General features: G+C 69.5%; 16 protein-coding genes and 2 rRNA genes. 15 read left to right on the forward strand and 3 right to left on the reverse strand.

Annotated elements, in window-relative coordinates:
• From ACZ3IC_RS00005 to ACZ3IC_RS00050, 10 genes are all read left to right on the forward strand, one after another.
• A 23S ribosomal RNA gene (locus ACZ3IC_RS00005) occupies nucleotides 1–73 on the forward strand; the annotation flags it as partial.
• Nucleotides 74–150: 77 nt separating this feature from the next.
• Nucleotides 151–267 (forward strand): 5S ribosomal RNA (gene rrf, locus ACZ3IC_RS00010).
• A gap of 72 nt (nucleotides 268–339) precedes the next feature.
• The gene (locus tag ACZ3IC_RS00015) at nucleotides 340–984 is read left to right on the forward strand and encodes an HAD family hydrolase (protein ID WP_467411086.1); all 645 of its coding nucleotides are present in this window, start codon (nucleotides 340–342) and stop codon (nucleotides 982–984) included.
• Between the two features lie 51 nt (nucleotides 985–1,035).
• Nucleotides 1,036–2,241: an MFS transporter gene (locus tag ACZ3IC_RS00020; protein WP_467412054.1), complete on the forward strand. Its 1,206-nt coding sequence runs from the start codon at nucleotides 1,036–1,038 to the stop codon at nucleotides 2,239–2,241.
• On the forward strand, nucleotides 2,210–3,382 hold the full coding sequence (locus ACZ3IC_RS00025; protein WP_467411088.1) for an acetoin utilization protein AcuC: 1,173 nt from the start codon (nucleotides 2,210–2,212) through the stop codon (nucleotides 3,380–3,382). The genes ACZ3IC_RS00020 and ACZ3IC_RS00025 overlap by 32 nt, the downstream gene beginning before the upstream one ends.
• Before the next feature lie 122 nt (nucleotides 3,383–3,504).
• Nucleotides 3,505–4,320, forward strand: a complete 816-nt coding sequence (locus ACZ3IC_RS00030) for a phosphatase (protein ID WP_467411089.1) — start codon at nucleotides 3,505–3,507, stop codon at nucleotides 4,318–4,320.
• Nucleotides 4,321–4,448: 128 nt separating this feature from the next.
• Entirely contained in the window at nucleotides 4,449–4,661 is a 213-nt protein-coding gene (locus tag ACZ3IC_RS00035; RefSeq protein WP_014046653.1) for a helix-turn-helix domain-containing protein, read from the forward strand.
• Between the two features lie 110 nt (nucleotides 4,662–4,771).
• Nucleotides 4,772–4,870, forward strand: a complete 99-nt coding sequence (locus tag ACZ3IC_RS00040) for a 30S ribosomal protein bS22 (protein ID WP_003948845.1) — start codon at nucleotides 4,772–4,774, stop codon at nucleotides 4,868–4,870.
• A 188-nt stretch (nucleotides 4,871–5,058) separates the two neighbouring features.
• Nucleotides 5,059–6,153 carry an NAD-dependent epimerase/dehydratase family protein gene (locus ACZ3IC_RS00045; protein ID WP_467411090.1) on the forward strand — a complete coding sequence of 365 codons (1,095 nt, stop codon included), beginning with the start codon at nucleotides 5,059–5,061 and terminating at the stop codon, nucleotides 6,151–6,153.
• Nucleotides 6,154–6,168: 15 nt separating this feature from the next.
• Entirely contained in the window at nucleotides 6,169–7,236 is a 1,068-nt protein-coding gene (locus ACZ3IC_RS00050; protein WP_467411092.1) for a lysophospholipid acyltransferase family protein, read from the forward strand.
• A gap of 100 nt (nucleotides 7,237–7,336) precedes the next feature.
• On the opposite strand, the gene ACZ3IC_RS00055 is transcribed toward ACZ3IC_RS00050, so the two are convergent.
• The 3 genes from ACZ3IC_RS00055 to ACZ3IC_RS00065 form a co-directional block, all read right to left on the reverse strand.
• A complete protein-coding gene (locus ACZ3IC_RS00055; protein WP_467411093.1) occupies nucleotides 7,337–8,527 on the reverse strand; it encodes a DUF5667 domain-containing protein in 1,191 nt (396 codons plus the stop codon).
• Nucleotides 8,528–8,752: 225 nt separating this feature from the next.
• Entirely contained in the window at nucleotides 8,753–9,529 is a 777-nt protein-coding gene (locus tag ACZ3IC_RS00060) for an ECF subfamily RNA polymerase sigma factor, BldN family (RefSeq protein ID WP_030928170.1), read from the reverse strand.
• A gap of 392 nt (nucleotides 9,530–9,921) precedes the next feature.
• On the reverse strand, nucleotides 9,922–10,887 hold the full coding sequence (locus ACZ3IC_RS00065) for an HAD family hydrolase (protein ID WP_467411095.1): 966 nt from the start codon (nucleotides 10,885–10,887) through the stop codon (nucleotides 9,922–9,924).
• 195 nt (nucleotides 10,888–11,082) lie between these two features.
• On the opposite strand from ACZ3IC_RS00065, the gene ACZ3IC_RS00070 reads away from it, so the two are divergent.
• From ACZ3IC_RS00070 to ACZ3IC_RS00090, 5 genes are all read left to right on the forward strand, one after another.
• Nucleotides 11,083–11,358 carry a glutaredoxin family protein gene (locus ACZ3IC_RS00070; protein ID WP_467411096.1) on the forward strand — a complete coding sequence of 92 codons (276 nt, stop codon included), beginning with the start codon at nucleotides 11,083–11,085 and terminating at the stop codon, nucleotides 11,356–11,358.
• 272 nt (nucleotides 11,359–11,630) lie between these two features.
• Nucleotides 11,631–12,398: a redox-sensing transcriptional repressor Rex gene (locus ACZ3IC_RS00075; RefSeq protein WP_467411097.1), complete on the forward strand. Its 768-nt coding sequence runs from the start codon at nucleotides 11,631–11,633 to the stop codon at nucleotides 12,396–12,398.
• A complete protein-coding gene (locus tag ACZ3IC_RS00080) occupies nucleotides 12,395–13,888 on the forward strand; it encodes a glutamyl-tRNA reductase (RefSeq protein ID WP_467411099.1) in 1,494 nt (497 codons plus the stop codon). Before ACZ3IC_RS00075 ends, ACZ3IC_RS00080 begins: the two co-directional genes overlap by 4 nt.
• On the forward strand, nucleotides 13,885–14,871 hold the full coding sequence (gene hemC / locus ACZ3IC_RS00085; protein WP_467411100.1) for a hydroxymethylbilane synthase: 987 nt from the start codon (nucleotides 13,885–13,887) through the stop codon (nucleotides 14,869–14,871). Before ACZ3IC_RS00080 ends, hemC begins: the two co-directional genes overlap by 4 nt.
• Nucleotides 14,868–16,538, forward strand: a complete 1,671-nt coding sequence (locus tag ACZ3IC_RS00090) for a bifunctional uroporphyrinogen-III C-methyltransferase/uroporphyrinogen-III synthase (RefSeq protein ID WP_467411101.1) — start codon at nucleotides 14,868–14,870, stop codon at nucleotides 16,536–16,538. Before hemC ends, ACZ3IC_RS00090 begins: the two co-directional genes overlap by 4 nt.
• Nucleotides 16,539–16,591: the final 53 nt, after the last annotated feature.

The following is a 16,591-nucleotide window of genomic DNA, read 5'->3' on the forward strand; positions in this document are numbered from 1 at the left end:
GTTGATAGGCCAGATGTGGAAGCCCGGTAACGGGTGGAGCTGACTGGTACTAATAGGCCGAGGGCTTGTCCTCAGTTGCTCGCGTCCACTGTGTTAGTTCTGAAATAACGAACGGCCGTGTTGTTCCGGTGTTGGTTAATTTCATAGTGTTTCGGTGGTCATTGCGTTAGGGAAACGCCCGGTTACATTCCGAACCCGGAAGCTAAGCCTTTCAGCGCCGATGGTACTGCAGGGGGGACCCTGTGGGAGAGTAGGACGCCGCCGAACTCCTTTTACGGGAAAGCCCCGTGCCCTTGTGGCACGGGGCTTTTCTGCGTTCTGAGCGTCTAGGCTCGAACCATGCGCTACGAACTGGTCATCTTCGACAACGACGGTGTGCTCGTGGACAGCGAGCCGATCTCCAACACCATCCTGGCCGAGTACCTCACGGAGCTCGGTCACCCCACCTCGTACCAGGAGTGCCTTCGCGACTACATGGGTGCTGCCGTGCACCGGGTGCACGATCTCGCCGAGGAGAAAGCCGGGGAGAAGCTGCCCGCGGACTTCGACGAGACGCTTCACTCGCGGATCTTCGCGGCGTTCCGGCAGGAGCTGGAGCCGGTGGCGGGCGTCGACGACGTGCTGGGGAAGCTTGTCGCCGACGGGGTTGCCTACTGCGTCGTGTCCTCCGGCAGCCATGAGCGGATCCGGGTCGGGCACCGCAAGACCGGGCTCGACCAGTGGTTCGAGGAGGAGTGGATCTTCAGCGTGGAGGATGTGGAGCGCGGAAAGCCGGCGCCCGATCTGTTCCTGCGTGCCGCCGAACGGATGGGAGTTCCTCCCGAGCGGTGTGTCGTCATCGAGGACAGCCCGCTTGGAGTCGAGGCCGCCAGGGCCGCGGGGATGGATGTGTACGGGTTCACCTCGATGATGCCGGCGGACCGGCTCGCCGGGGTGACCGGGCACTTCTCCGACATGAGCCAACTGCGGGAAATGCTCACCTGATCCATCTACCCATGGGTAGAGGCCGGCCCTACGCTCGCGGCCATGACAGCCATGACAGATGCTCGTTTGCGGCACGGCAGGGCCTCCCTCGCGTTGAGCTTCTTCGTACAGGGCGTCACCTTTGCTCTGCTCGTGACGCGGATTCCCGCCATCCAGGACCGGTACGGGATATCCGACGGGCTGTTGCCGGTGTTCCTGGCCGCGGTGCCGATCCTGGCCGGAGTGGGCAGCGTCGTCACCGAGAAGGTGGTCGCGCGGGTGCGGCCCGGGGTCGTGCTGAGGTGGGCGCAGCCCGTCGTGCTGCTTGGGCTGCTCGGTGTCGGGGCCGGGAGCGCGCTGTGGGAGGCGACCCTGGCGCTCGGTGTGTTCGGGCTGGCCGTCGGGGCGCTCGATGCCTCCATGAACATGATGGGGGTCAGCCTTCAGCGGGCGTACGGGCGTTCCATCATGCTCGGGTTCCATGCCACGTACAGCCTGGGCGGGATCGCCGGGGCGTCCATGGCGTGGGCAGGGGCGCACTGGGATCTGTCGCTGCTGGTCTCGTACCTGCCGGCGGTTGTCGTGCTGCTGCCCGTCGCGTTCATCGGGAGCCGGTGGTACGTCGAGGGGGCGTCGGCGGGTGAGAGCGTGGGGGAGGCGCGGGGGAAGGTAGCCGCCTCGGTCTCCTTCAAGTTGCTGATGCCGCTCTGTCTGGTGATGAGCTTCGCGTACATCGGGGACTCGACGGTCTCCAACTGGAGCGCCAAGTATCTGCAGGACGTGCTGGGGAGCTCGGAGCAACTGTCGACCGTTCCGTACAACGTCTACATGGTGACGACGCTGCTGGGGCGGGCCGTCGGGGACTTCGGGGTGCGGCGGTTCGGGGCTGTGGCCGTGGTGCGGTGCGGGAGTGTGCTGGCTGCTGCCGGGTTCGGTGTGGTGGCGGTGGCCGGTGGGGCGTGGGCAGGGATGCTCGGGTTCACCCTGCTGGGTCTCGGGTTGTGTGTGATCGTGCCGCAGACGTTCGCCGCTGCCGGGCGGATGTTCCCCGGGGCGAGTGATACGGCCATCGCGCGGCTGAATGTCTTCAACTATGTGGGATTCCTGGTGGGGTCGCCGCTGGTGGGGGCGCTCGGGGATGCCTGGAGCTACCGGGGGGCGATGCTCGTACCGATGGTGTTGGTGCTTGCGACGCTGGTGTTCGCCAAGTCGTTCGGTGCGGATCCTGCCCGATACGGTGGCGGGCATGAGCGGCCGCGCACAGTTGATGTGGGATGACGCAGTAACGGGCTATGACTTCGGCGCCAGCCATCCGATGGCCCCCGTCAGACTCGCCCTGACGATGGGGCTGGTGCGCGCGTTCGGGCTCGACGGTGCGGTGGACGTGGTGGCGGCCAGGCCCGCAGGGGATTCCACGCTGCGGCTGGTGCATCGCGAGGACTATGTGGCCGCCGTGCGCGCCGCTTCGGCGGATCCGAAACACGCCGATCAGAACTACGGTCTCGGGACGGTGGACGATCCCGCGTTCGCGGGGATGCATGAGGCGTCGGCGCTGATCGCCGGGCAGTCGGTGGCGGCGGCCGAGGCGGTGTGGCGGGGGGACACCGCGCATGCCGTGAACTTCACGGGCGGGCTGCATCACGCCATGCCGGGCGGTGCGGCGGGGTTCTGCATCTACAACGATCCGGCGCTCGCCATTGCCCGGTTGCTGGAGCTGGGGGCCGAGCGGGTGGCGTACATCGATGTGGATGTGCACCACGGTGACGGCGTGCAGGCGGCGTTCTGGGAGGATCCGAGGGTCCTGACCGTGTCGCTGCACGAGCACCCGCGCACGCTCTTCCCGCAGACCGGATGGCCGGAGGAGACCGGCTCCGGGGCGGGTGAGGGCAGTGCGGTGAATGTGGCGCTGCCGGCCGGTACGGGGGACGCGGGGTGGCTGCGGGCCTTCCATGCGGTGGTGCCGGAGCTGCTGGCGGATTTCCGGCCGCAGGTGCTGGTGAGTCAGCACGGGGCCGATACGCATTTCGAGGATCCTCTCGCTCATTTCGCGGTGTCGCTGGACGCACAGCGGTCGGTGATGGCGTCCTGTCACGATCTCGCCCATGAGTACGCGGAGGGTGGGCGCTGGGTGGCGCTCGGAGGGGGCGGTTACGCGGTGGTCGATGTGGTGCCGCGGTCCTGGACGCATCTGGTGGGGATCGCCGCGCATGCGCCGGTGGACCCCGAGTCGGTGATTCCGTCCTCGTGGCGGGACGAGGTCTATGCCCGGACCCGGCAGCTGGGGCCGGCCCGGATGACGGACGGGCGTACTCCTTCCTGGAAGCCGTGGGAGGAGGGGTACGACCCCGCGGACCGGCTGGACCAGGCGGTGCTGGCGACCAGGCGGGCGGCGTTCCCGTTGCGGGGACTGCTGGCCTGAGGCGGGCGGGGACGGTCGCGGTGCGACCGTTTCTGTGCGGTGGTGAGGAATGGTTACGCCAACTGTGGGGCGTAACCGGGCTTCTGGCCCCCCGTCCGGGTGATTGGGGGAGCATCGGTGGGGTGTTGAGCACCGGAGCGTTGCGTGCGCATCTGCTGGCGGCCCGGCTGGCCGGGCCCGTGGCCACATCGAGGGAAGTGAGCCTGCGGAGCTATCGGCTCTTCGCGGCCCGCGATCCGCGGGTGATGCTCGGCCTCGACCCCGAGTGGGTCTGGAAAGAGCACGATCTGCTCCGTCTCATGGCTGATAAATGCGGAGTTTCGGGCGATCCTGCTCATGTCTCGGGTCCTGATGTGATCGATCCGGAGCGGACCCTGGCAGGTCTGGATGCCTTCGCCGAGCGGCTGTCGTATGCCGTGGCCCGGCGGGCGCCGGTGCTGTTCGGGACCGGTCATCCGCACCGGTTGCTGGGTTTCTACGCAGAGTTGGCAGACGCCATGTCGGCGGCAGGGTGCCCTGTACTCACTCCCGCGCAGGGGAGATGTATCGACATAACGACCCGGTTCGGCGTACGCACGTACAGCCTCGACTACGTACGAGGAGTTGCGATGATGCGCGAACCCGGCGTGCGGACTCCCGGTGGTGACACCGGCGCACATACTCATTCACCGCTGCCGGTCCGGGTCGTTCTGGAGGCGGCTGCGGAGGGGCGCGGGCGGTTGCCGGAGCTGGTCATCGGGGACCACGGATGGGTCTGCGGGGCAGGTCAGCTGGGCATCGAGGCGATCGGGTTGGCGGATACGGACGATCCCGCGCTGTTCGTCGGGGAGGCCGAGGGGCGGGTGTCGGTCGCCGTTCCGCTCGACGACGCAGTGCGGTCCGCCTACTACCGGCCGCTCACTCGCTATGTACTCAATCGGGCGTGTCTGTCACAGTAGGCGACCGATCGTCTCTCCTCTTCCCCACTCGCATCACACGCCCCTAATCTGGTGAGTGAGCGCACAGCGACGAAGAGTCACCGGAGGGGAAGCCGGTGCGCGTCTCGTGCGGAAGGTACAGGTGGGTCATGGCTGCTGGCAGCGAGAGGCCTCTCAACGAGGTCAAGTTTCTGACCGTGGCGGAAGTCGCCTCGGTCATGAGGGTGTCGAAGATGACCGTGTACCGCTTGGTGCACAGCGGTCATCTGCCGGCGATCCGGGTGGGCAGGTCCTTCCGGGTTCCGGAGCAAGCGGTTCACGAGTATCTCCGCGAGTCCTTTGTGGGGGTGGAGTCCGCCTGAGGTTCGCCTCGGATTACGCGCCTCACGCGGTGGCGGGTAGGCTAGGCCGACGTAGGTCGTGTGGGCCCAGACGCCCCGCACCAGTGAAGAAGAAGTGAGCGAGGGTAGTCGTGGGCTCTGTTATCAAGAAGCGGCGCAAGCGGATGGCCAAGAAGAAGCACCGCAAGCTGCTCAAGCGCACGCGCGTTCAGCGTCGCAACAAGAAGTAGGCGAACGCAGTTCGTGAATCCGCAGCCCTCCCGCCGACATGGCGGGAGGGCTGCGGCGCGTTGTGGGGCGGTACGTACGCGCATTCGGGCCAAAGACTCGACAGAAGGCCGCCGCGCAGTCATCACAGGGCAACATCCACCCGCTACGGTGACGGCCAGGGGAAACCTTTCGACGGAAGGCGCTGATCTTGGGGAAGGTCGTGCTGGTCACGGGAGCGGCCCGGCAGCTGGGCAGCCGCTTCGTGCGGCGCATCCAGCGTGATCCGGAAGTGGACCGGGTGATCGCCGTCGACGCGGTCGCGCCCGGACACCAGTTGGGCGACGCCGACTTCGTGACGGCGGACATCCGTCAGCCCGCGATCGCCAGAGTCCTCGCCGAGCACTCCGTCGACACGGTCGTCCATCTGGACGTCTCCGCCAAGGCGGTCGGCACGGGCGGTCGGACAACGGTCAAGGAGACCAACGTCATCGGCACCATGCAGCTGCTGGGCGCCTGCCAGAAGGCGCCGAGCGTGCGGCGGCTGGTGATCAAGTCCAGTACGAATGTGTACGGCTCCGCGCCCCGCGATCCGGCGGTCTTCACCGAGACCACCCCGCCCAAGTCCCTGCCGAGCGGGGGCTTCGCCAAGGACGTGGTGGAGGTCGAGGGGTACGTGCGGGGCTTCGCGCGCCGTCGGCCGGACGTCGCCGTGTGCGTGCTCAGGTTCGCGAACATCCTGGGCCCGGAGGCGGATTCGCCGCTCGCCGACTATCTGTCGCTGCCCGTTCTGCCGACGGTGTTCGGATTCGACCCGAGACTCCAGTTCGTGCACGAGGACGATGTCGTCGACGTACTGGCAATCGCCTCGGGCGCGCCGAGGCGCGGGACGTTGAACAGCGGCACCTTCAACATCGCCGGGGACGGCGTGCTGTTGCTCTCGCAGTGCTCGCGACGGCTGGGGCGGCCGACGATGCCGGTGCTGCTGCCTGCCGTCACCTGGGTCGGCCAGGCGCTGCGTACGGTCGGCATGACGGACTTCTCGCCGGAGCAGATCCGGTTGCTCACTCACGGCCGGGTGGTCTCCACCGTCCAGATGCGCGAGACCCTCGGTTTCCACCCGGGGTTCACCACAGCGGAGACGTTCGCGGAGTTCGCGCGCAGTCAGCGGCCCGGACTGCTGCCGCCGGACGCGGTGGGCAGGGTGGTCGACAGACTGGCTGCCATGCCGTTCGCCGGCACGACCGGCGATGTTCCGGGGATCACCGGGGCGGGTGGCACACACCCGACCCCCAGCGCCAGGTAGAGGAGCGCACCGACGATGGCGGATGCCAAGGTCATTCCGTTCGACGACGACCGTTCGCGGTCGGGCGGCTCACCGCGCTCCGCGCGACGCCGGTCCGCGGGGGTCGGCAGCCGGGGCCAGGGGCCTGCGGCGGCCTCTGTGCTCGGGACTGCGGCCGTCAGCGCCCTTCCGGGGCAACTGGACGCCTCGCTGCCGCAGGAGGAGCCCGAGCAGGCCGGGCAGCCCCTGGAGGGGGCGGAGCGCGATGGCTGGGACCGGCGGATCGCCGGCGGGCTCGCGTTCCTGCGGCGGCGGGTCACCGGCGAGTACGACGTCGACGAGTTCGGGTACGACGAGGAGCTGACGGATCAGGTCCTGATGTCGATGCTGCGGCCGATGTACGAGAAGTACTTCCGGGTCGAGGTGAAGGGCATCGAGAACATCCCTTCCGACGGCGGGGCGCTCATCGTGTCCAACCACTCGGGGACGCTGCCGCTCGACGGGCTGATGCTTCAGGTCGCGGTGCACGACAACCATCCGGCGGGGCGGCATCTGCGGCTGCTCGCCGCCGATCTCGTCTTCATGCTGCCGGTGGTCAACGAGCTCGCCCGCAAGGCCGGGCACACGCTGGCCTGTGCGGAGGACGCGGAGCGGCTGCTGAGGCGGGGCGAGGTCGTCGGGGTGATGCCGGAGGGCTTCAAGGGCATCGGCAAGCCGTTCGGCGAGCGGTACAAGCTCCAGCGCTTCGGGAGGGGTGGCTTCGTGTCGACGGCGCTGCGGGCCGGGGTGCCGATCGTTCCGTGTTCGATCGTGGGGGCGGAAGAGATCTACCCGATGATCGGCAACGCGAAGACGCTGGCGCGGCTCCTGGGGTTTCCGTACTTCCCGATCACGCCGACGTTTCCCTGGCTCGGGCCGCTCGGGGCGGTGCCGTTGCCGACGAAGTGGACGATTCAGTTCGGGGAACCGATCTCCACGAGTGGGTATCCGGTGGAGGCGGCGGAGGATCCGATGCTGATGTTCAATCTGACGGATCAGGTGCGAGAGCAGATTCAGCACACGCTGTACAAGTTGTTGGTGCAGCGGAGGTCGGTGTTCTTCTGAGGTGCGTGCCCGCCCTGTGGGTGCTTTGTCCTCGATCGCCGGACGGGCTCGATTGGCCGCCGGACGGGCTTGGAGTGCCCGTCCGGCGGCTGAGGTTGCGTCAGTCGTTCAGATCCTCGCCGTTGATCCCCAGGCCCGGGAGCAGGCCGGGGAGGAGTGGCGGCAGGGTTACGTCCGGGGTGGGCGGGGTGCTGACGCGGGCGTCGGGGGACGGGGTGGCGCCCGGGGGCGGGGTGCCGAGGAGGCCGTCCGTCCCGCCGACGATCAGGCCGTCGGCCGGGGTGCTGCCGGAGCCCGACGGGTGGGGCGTGGCGCTGTTGCCCGTACGGCCTTCCGACGCTTCGGGTGACGAGGGCGAGGACTGGTCCGTACGGAACGGTCCCGTGCCCTGCTCCTTGTCGTTCGACTGTGGTGAGCCGCTGCTCCTGTCCGGGGTGCGGGGCAGCAGCGACTGCAGCGGTCCGACCTCTTCGTCTATGGCGTCGAAGACCGAGCTGACCTGGTCGCCCACATCGGTCAGCTGTACGGGAAGCCGGTCGCGCAGGCTGCTCCAGCTCTCGCGGTGCGAGCGGGAGAAGGACTCCAGGGTCTGGATCGGGCCGATGGCGCCGTCCCGCTGGTAGGCCTCGTGGAGCAGGCGGTGGCCCTCGGTGGCGTCGTGCGTCATGCCGTTGAGCGTGCGCCTTACCTCGCCGAGCTGTTCGTGGTCGAGATCGCCGGAGCGTGCGCGCTCCATCAGCCGACGGGCCTCGCTGAGCCGGGTCGATGCCTGGTCGAGGTAGACCTCGCCGCGGTCGGCGTCGCTGCTGGCCATGCCGAGGTGGATGTCCTCCATGCCGCGCTTGAGCCCGTACAGCGAATCACCCGGCAGGGCGTCGGAACTGGCAGCGGCCACTCCGCCGAAGGCTCCTGCCGCAACACCGACGGTGAGCCCGCCGGCCGCGAGGCCCTTCGCCCAGCGTGAGCGCGGACGCAATTTCCGGAGCGGGGAGGCCCGGTGGGCCCCCTTCGTCCGCTGTTCGGGCACCGTAGGGCCCGCGGACGCGCCGCCCTCGGCGAACATGGCCTCCATGGCGGCGACGAGCTGGGCTCGCTGCACCACTTTGACTTCGGGATCCAACTCCGGCCGCGGTAGCTCACCGAGGCCGTTCGCCAGGGCCAACAGCGTTCCGTGGTCGGCCGGTTCGGCCGATTCCTCGGGCTGTACGGCTGCCGCACCGCGGAGCGACTGCTCCTCCAGGGCCTGGGCGAAGGCGTTCGCCCGCCGGTGTGCCGAAACGTTTGCGATCACAGGCGGCACCTCCTCTCGTCATGACGGTCGACTCCCCTGAGGGTCCGGAAGGTTGCACACCTTGAGCGCTTCCACACGAATGAGTGAGTGTCGGCGGACATGGGGTGACGACAGGGGGCCTGCAACCGGCACAACGAGGGGCGCGGCACTTGGGTTACGCACGAAGGATGATCGCACCAGTGCGCGATGAACATATCGCCGAGAGCGATTCGGCCGGGGGTGCGGTCAGCGGGCATCGTCCGGAAGGAGCCGGGCCAGGGTGCGGACGGCGCGGTACTGCAAGGTCTTGATCGCGCCCTCGTTCTTGCCCATGACCCGGGCTGTCTCGGCGACCGAAAGGCCCTGGAGGAAACGCAGGGTCACGCACTCCTGCTGCTGGGGGTTGAGTCGCCGCACGGCCTGCAGCAGTGCGGCGTTGGAGAGGGACTCCAGGACGGAGTCCTCGGGGCTGCGCTCGACCTCGTTGGCGTCGAGCATCTCGCCGGTGGTCACTTCCAGCCGGAAGCGGCTGGACTTGAAGTGGTCGGCGACCAGGTTGCGGGCGATCGTGACCAGCCAGGCGCCGAAGTCGCGGCCCTGCCAGGTGAAGGTGGAGATACGGCGCAGGGCGCGCAGGAAGGTCTCGCTGGTGAGGTCCTCCGCCGTCGCCTTGCCGCCCACGCGGTAATAGATGTAGCGGTAGACGGTGTCGCTGTACTGGTCGTAGAGGCGGCCGAAGGCGTCAGCCTCGCCGGCCTGGGCACGCTCGACGAGATCCATCATGCGCGCGCTGTCGCTGTCGGCGGTGGGCCGACGAACGGTGGACGTGGTTGTTGCGCCGCGGTTGCTGCGTCTTCCGACCGCCGCACCGCGTTCGGCCAGGGCGTAGCAAGGGCCGACAGGTGCAGGGGTGGCAAATGCGGGTACGGCGTACGCGGTGGGGACGAAGCCGCGCAGGCGGTCGGCGACCGTTGCGCGCAGCGTAGCCAGGCCCGAGGCGTCAACCCCGACGTGTGGGTACACGGGACTCCCAGAGGCAGAGCTTCCATCACGTGCAGTGCGAAACCGTCACTCGTCGTAGTGAGTGGTGGTTCCGGAATGCGTCTGAGGAGAATAACGCTTCGTACAGGCAGTGCTACACCCAGTTGCTAAAATCTTCGATTACGTCGCTTCTGTGGCGACTAATCGACGCATCAAGCAGCACATCGTGACCGGTTGTTGATCGAATTACTTCGGGATCTGCCTGCGGGTGCGACGGGTTGTGGTCGGGTGCGAGCAATTCGGCTGGCGGGAGCAGTGGGTGGGCAAGGGGTCCCGATCAGCGGCAGGCGTGCGGGCGCGGCTCGGCGGCCCCTGGCGGGGGCGCGAGCAGGTGTGCGAGAAGGTGCGCGAGCGGGGGCGCGAGCAGGTGTGCGTCAGCGGCGGCGGCGGTGCAGGGCGACGGCGGCCGCGGTGCCGCCGGCGAGGGCGCCGACTCCGGCCGCGGCCGGGATGCCGACCTTGGCCGCCTTGCGGCCCGTCCGGTAGTCCCGCAGCCGCCAGTCGAGCGCGCGGGCGTGCTTGCGGAGCTTGGCGTCCGGGTTGATCGCGTACGGGTGTCCGACCAAGGACAACATCGGGATGTCGTTGTGCGAATCGCTGTACGCCGCACAGCGGTCGAGTTCCAGGCCCTCGGCCGCCGCCAGGGCGCGGACCGCCTCGGCCTTCGCGGGCCCGTGCAGCGGCTCGCCGACCAGGCGGCCGGTGTAGACGCCGTCGACGGATTCGGCGACCGTGCCGAGCGCGCCGGTCAGGCCGAGGCGGCGGGCGATGATCGTGGCGGTCTCCACCGGAGCGGCGGTGACCAGCCAGACGCGCTGTCCGGCGTCGAGGTGGGCCTGGGCGAGGGCGCGGGTGCCGGGCCAGATGCGGTCGGCCATGTACTCGTCGTAGATCTCCTCGCCGATGGACATCAGCTCGGAGACGCGGTGCCCCTTGACGATGGACAGCGCGCTGTCGCGGGCGTCCTGCATGTGCTCCGGGTCCTCGACGCCCGCCAGTCTGAACCAGGCCTGCTGCCAGGCGAACCGGGTCAGCTCGCGACGCTGGAAGAACTTCCGCTTGTACAGGCCGCGGCCGAAGTGGAAGAGCGCCGCGCCCTGCATCACGGTGTTGTCCAGGTCGAAGAAGGCGGCGGCCCGGTCGTCGCCGACGACGGGGAAGGGCGGTTCCTCGACCTCCGTGCGGACGGCGGTGTCCTGGTCGGTGGCGGGGGACTGGTCGTCGGGGAGTTCGGTGGGGAGGGAGGACTTCCGTGCTGCCTCAGCTGCTGCCTCGCCTGCCAGCACGCTCCGTGCTGTCGCGGGGCGCCTACGGGGTGTGAGCCATCCAAGAGCGGCCATGCCGTGAGCATAACCAGTTGGTTCGGCCCTTCCCGACCTGCCGGGATGCCGTGCCGTGAACTCTTGGCTGCCGATTTGTCGAACGGGCGATTCGGGGCGTATCGGCTCAAGGGGGGAATAGGCCTCCTCGCGGCTCGGAACGCCGATCCTCCGCCGGGGCGGGGGGTCGGGCTTTTTCCGGCGCAGAATGAAGGCATGAGTGCCCTGCTGCGACGTACGAAGAAGAAGCCTGCGGACCGGGTGGTGACCCTGGTCGGGAAACCCGGATGTCACCTCTGCGACGACGCGAGGGCGGTGGTGCGGGAGGTTTGTGCGGAGACCGGTGCGTCCTGGGAGGAGAAGGACATCACCCAGGACGAGGAGCTGCACCGGGAGTACTGGGAGCAGATTCCGGTTGTCCTGATCGATAACGAACAGCACACGTTCTGGCGGGTGGATCCGGCGAGGCTGCGCAGCGCACTGCGCTCGTGAGTGAAACCCGGTTACCATCATGGGCGTTTTGAGTGGTCTCGGGGGAGTGGCTGTGAGGAGTGTGTACCGCTTTGCCCCCTTCGGGCCCCCAACGGGCTGATGCGATCCTTGGTTCCGGGATCGCACAACGAATGTGCGTGACCCCGATCACTTTGACCGGACAAAACGGACACTATCTTTGTGCACGTGTTCACAAAGGCATAGCCTGCTTTCGACGGGGCGGCCTTGGGACAGACGGCCGCCTGCAGCCCCGCTCATCCCGCAGGAGCACCGTGGCAACTGGCCGAACTCACCGACCGGCGACCCGTAGCCGAGGAATTCCCGAGGCCACCGTCGCCCGACTTCCGCTGTACCTGCGCGCACTGACCGCGCTCTCCGAGCGCTCGGTCCCCACGGTCTCGTCCGAGGAGCTCGCCGGGGCGGCGGGGGTCAACTCTGCGAAGTTGCGCAAGGACTTCAGCTACCTCGGGTCCTACGGGACGCGTGGTGTCGGGTACGACGTCGAGTATCTCGTCTACCAGATCTCCCGCGAACTCGGGCTCACCCAGGACTGGCCGGTCGTGATCGTCGGTATCGGTAACCTCGGCGCCGCGCTCGCCAACTACGGCGGCTTCGCCTCCCGCGGTTTCCGGGTTGCCGCACTGATCGACGCCGACCCCGCGATGGCCGGAACGCCCGTCGCCGGGATTCCCGTGCAGCACGCCGACGAACTGGAGAGGATCGTCGGGGACAACGGCGTGTCGATCGGCGTCATCTCGACCCCGGCCGGTGCCGCGCAGCAGGTCTGCGACCGGCTCGTCGCCGCGGGCGTCACCTCCATCCTGAACTTCGCGCCGACGGTGCTCTCCGTGCCCGACGGCGTCGACGTCCGCAAGGTCGACCTCTCCATCGAGCTTCAGATCCTCGCCTTCCACGAGCAGCGCAAGGCCGGCGAGGATACCGCCGAGGGCAGCCCGGACCCGGCCGTACCGCCCGTGCGTGCCGCCGCCGACGGCCGGAAGGGACCCGACGGGGACATGCCCGCCGTGATGCCGGCATGAGTCTTCTCGTCGTAGGGCTGAGCCACCGCAGCGCCCCCGTCTCCGTACTGGAGCGGGCCTCGCTGGCTGCCGAGACGCAGGCCAAGCTCCTCCAGGACACCCTCGCCGCGGAACCCGCGGTCGAGGCCGCCGTGCTGGCCACCTGCAACCGCATCGAGCTGTACGCCGACGTGGACAAGTTCCACGCGGGCGTCGCCGAACTGTCCACGCTCCTCGCCCAGCACAGCGGCGTCGGACTGGACGAGCTCACTCCGTATCTCTATGTGCACTACGAGGACCGGGCCGTCCACCATCTCTTCTCGGTGGCCTGCGGGCTGGACTCGATGGTCGTCGGCGAGGGCCAGATCCTCGGGCAGATCAAGGACGCGCTGGCGCTGGGGCAGGAGCTCCACACCGCCGGCCGACTGCTGAACGATCTGTTCCAGCAGGCTCTGCGGGTCGGCAAGCGCGCCCACAGCGAGACCGGGATCGACCGGGCCGGGCAGTCGCTCGTCACCTTCGGTCTCCAGCAGCTCGCGGCCGGTGCGGATGTCGCCGACTGGGCCAGGGGCAAGCGTGCCCTGGTGATCGGCGCCGGCTCGATGTCGTCGCTGGCCGCCGCCACCCTGGCCCGTACCGGTGTCGCCGAGATCGTCGTCGCCAACCGGACCCGGGCCCGCGCCGACCGGCTCGTCGAGATCCTCAACCAGCCCGGCGGCGCGGGAGTGGCCGCGCACGCCGTGGAGATGGCCGCGGTCTCCGACGAACTGACACGTGCCGATGTCGTCGTCTCGTGCACCGGGGCGACGGGGCTCGTGCTGACCGCCGAGGCCGTCGCCGGAGCGCTCGGCCTGGACTTCGACCCCGCGTGCGAGGCGCCCGCCGCGTCCGTCCCCGCGCCGCCCGCCGCCCCCGACCGGCATGCCGCCTGGGTGGAGAACGGCGCCGCCGGTACGGTGCGCCGGGCCGTCCGGCGGGACACCGTGCCCGCCCAGGGCACAGGTCCCGTCCGCCTCGCCCTGCTCGACCTCGCCATGCCGCGCGACATCGACGGCGCCACCGCCCGCCTCGACGGCGTGCGCCTCGTCGACATCGAGTCGCTCGCAGAGGCGTCCGCGGACGCCCCGATGGCCGCCGATGTGGACCAGGTGCGCGCCATCGTCGCCGACGAGGTCGCCGCCTTCGGTGCCGCCCAGCGCGCCGCCCACATCACCCCGACCGTCGTCGCCCTGCGCACGATGGCCGCCGGAGTGGTCGCGGGCGAGATCGCACGGCTCGACGGACGCCTTCCCGACCTGGACGAGAAGCAGCGCGCCGAGATCTCGCAGACCGTGCGCCGCGTCGTCGACAAGCTCCTGCACGCGCCCACCGTGCGGGTCAAGCAGCTCGCCAGCGAGCCCGGCGGCGCCGGGTACGCCGATGCGCTGCGGGAACTCTTCGACCTCGACCCGCAGACGGTCGCCGCCGTCTCCCGGGCAGACCTGAACGACCCGAATCGAGGGCGGTCATGACCGACAACTCATCCCTGGGCGCGGGGGCCACCAAGCCGCTGAGGCTGGGCACCCGGCGCAGCAAGCTCGCCATGGCGCAGTCCGGCCACGTCGCCGAAGCGGTCAGCGAGGTGACCGGGCGCGCCGTCGAGCTCGTCGAGATCACCACGTACGGCGACACCTCCCGGGAGCGCCTCTCGCAGATCGGCGGCACCGGCGTGTTCGTCGCCGCGCTGCGCGACGCGCTGCTGCGCGGCGAGGTGGACTTCGCCGTCCACTCGCTCAAGGACCTGCCGACCGCCCAGCCCGAGGGCCTCGTGCTGGCCGCCGTACCGGTGCGCGAGGACCCGCGCGACGTGCTGGTGGCGAGGGACGGGCTGACCTTCGAGCAGCTGCCGTCCGGTGCCCGCATCGGCACCGGCTCGCTGCGCCGTATGGCGCAGCTCAACGCGTACGCCCGCAACCACGGCCTCGACATCGAGACCGTGCCGATCCGGGGGAACGTCGATACGCGTATCGGATTTGTACGAAGCGGGGAGCTGGACGCGGTGGTACTCGCCGCGGCCGGGCTCAGCCGCCTCGGCCGGACCGGTGAGGTGACCGACTTCCTGTCGGTCGACACCGTCCTGCCCGCTCCCGGCCAGGGAGCACTGGCGATCGAATGCGCTGCGACCAGCGCGGACCTCGCCGCCGCGCTCGCCGAGCTCGACGACCCGTACACCCGGGCCGCCGTGACCGCCGAGCGTGCCCTGCTCGCCGCCCTGGAGGCCGGTTGCTCCGCACCTGTGGGTGCGCTGGCCGACCTCCTGGTCGACGGACAGGCTGTCAACGAACTGCGCCTGCGCGGTGTCGTCGGTTCCACCGACGGTTCCTCGCTGGTACAGATGTCCACCACCGGTCCCGTCCCCACGTCGCACGACGACGCGGCGGCCCTCGGTCGCGAACTCGCGGCCGAGATGCTCGCCAAGGGGGCGGCCGGTCTTATGGGGGAGCGAGCACTTTGAGCCCCACCGGCCACGCCGCATCCGACTTTCCGGCCCTGTCCGCACAAGGGCACGTCACCTTCCTCGGCGCCGGTCCCGGCGACCCGGGACTGCTGACTCTGCGCGCTGTCGAGGCGCTCGCGAGCGCGGACGTTCTTGTCGCCGAGCCGGACGTTCTCGGCGTCGTTCGCTGCCATGCGCGGGCAGGTGTAAGCGCACCTGAGCTGACGGTTGTTGACGCGCAGTCAGCAGCCGCCAGCGTTCCCGTTCTCAGGGATGCGGTCAATCTTGTCATGGAGGCAGCGAAGGGCGGCAGGCGGGTCGTCCGTGCCGTTTCCGGCGACCCGGGACTGGACGGGAACGCCGGCGCGGAGATGCTCGCCTGCGCCACCGCCGGTATCCCCTTCGAGGTCGTGCCGGGTGTCGCCAACGCCGTGGGCGTGCCCGCGTACGCCGGTGTGCCGCTGCGTGACGCGCAGGGTGCCGACGTCCGGTTCGTCGACGCCCGTACCGCGTCGGACCGCTGCTGGGCGGAGGTCGGCGCGAGCGATGCCACGGCCGTCGTCTCGACGACGCTCGACTCGGTGGCCGCGGCCGCCGGTGAGCTGGTCTCGGCGGGCCGCAAGCCCGACACCCCGCTGACCGTGACGGTCGCCGGCACGACGACCCGCCAGCGCACCTGGACGGCGACCCTCGGGACGATCGCCCAGGTCCTGAAGCAGGCGAAGGTCCTCCCGTCGCCGGACGGGCACCAGCCCGTCATAGCCGTGGTCGGTGAGCGCAGCTCCGCCGCCCAGCGCGACCAGCTCGCGTGGTTCGAGTCCAAGCCGCTGTTCGGCTGGAAGGTGCTCGTCCCGCGTACCAAGGAGCAGGCGGCGTCGCTCTCCGACCAGCTTCGTTCGTACGGTGCCGTGCCGCACGAGGTCCCGACGATCGCCGTCGAGCCGCCTCGTACGCCCCAGCAGATGGAGCGCGCGGTCAAGGGCCTGGTCACGGGCCGCTACGAGTGGATCGCCTTCACCAGCGTCAACGCCGTGAAGGCCGTCCGGGAGAAGTTCGAGGAGTACGGGCTCGACGCCCGTGCCTTTGCCGGGATCAAGGTCGCGGCCGTCGGCGAGCAGACCGCCGCCGCGCTCGTCGACTTCGGTGTGAAGCCGGACCTGGTGCCGTCCGGTGAGCAGTCGGCCGCCGGTCTGCTGGAGGACTGGCCGCCGTACGACCCGGTCTTCGACCCGATCGACCGGGTCTTCCTGCCGCGCGCCGACATCGCCACCGAGACGCTGGTGGCCGGGCTCATCGAGCTGGGCTGGGAGGTCGACGACGTCACCGCGTACCGCACGGTCCGTGCCTCGCCGCCGCCCTCCGACACGCGTGAGGCCATCAAGGGCGGCGGCTTCGACGCGGTGCTCTTCACCTCGTCGTCGACCGTACGGAACCTCGTCGGCATCGCGGGCAAGCCGCACAACGTGACGGTCATCGCGTGCATCGGCCCGGCGACGGCCAAGACCGCCGAGGAGCACGGCCTGCGTGTCGACGTCCTGTCGCCGGAACCCTCGGTGCACAAGCTGGCCGAGGCGCTCGCCGAGTTCGGTGCGCGGCGCCGGGAGGCGGCGAAGGAGGCCGGTGACCCGGTGACGCGGCCCAGCGAGCGGCGTCCCGGCGCGCGGCGGCGTCGTACGACGACCTGACCTGCCTGGTCGACGGTGTGAGGACGGGCGGTCCGGCTGCTTCGGCGGCCGGG

This window comes from Streptomyces sp. NPDC002958, from assembly GCF_055563255.1.

Excerpts from the sequence above, each read along its gene's own strand:
- hemC (WP_467411100.1), top strand. The coding sequence starts at position 13,885 with ATGACCGACAACTCATCCCTGGGCGCGGGGGCCACCAAGCCGCTGAGG.
- ACZ3IC_RS00080 (WP_467411099.1), top strand. The coding sequence starts at position 12,395 with ATGAGTCTTCTCGTCGTAGGGCTGAGCCACCGCAGCGCCCCCGTCTCC.
- ACZ3IC_RS00035 (WP_014046653.1), top strand. The coding sequence starts at position 4,449 with ATGGCTGCTGGCAGCGAGAGGCCTCTCAACGAGGTCAAGTTTCTGACC.
- ACZ3IC_RS00070 (WP_467411096.1), top strand. The coding sequence starts at position 11,083 with ATGAGTGCCCTGCTGCGACGTACGAAGAAGAAGCCTGCGGACCGGGTG.
- ACZ3IC_RS00050 (WP_467411092.1), top strand. The coding sequence starts at position 6,169 with ATGGCGGATGCCAAGGTCATTCCGTTCGACGACGACCGTTCGCGGTCG.
- ACZ3IC_RS00015 (WP_467411086.1), top strand. The coding sequence starts at position 340 with ATGCGCTACGAACTGGTCATCTTCGACAACGACGGTGTGCTCGTGGAC.
- ACZ3IC_RS00065 (WP_467411095.1), bottom strand. The coding sequence starts at position 10,887 with ATGGCCGCTCTTGGATGGCTCACACCCCGTAGGCGCCCCGCGACAGCA.
- ACZ3IC_RS00025 (WP_467411088.1), top strand. The coding sequence starts at position 2,210 with ATGAGCGGCCGCGCACAGTTGATGTGGGATGACGCAGTAACGGGCTAT.
- ACZ3IC_RS00020 (WP_467412054.1), top strand. The coding sequence starts at position 1,036 with ATGACAGATGCTCGTTTGCGGCACGGCAGGGCCTCCCTCGCGTTGAGC.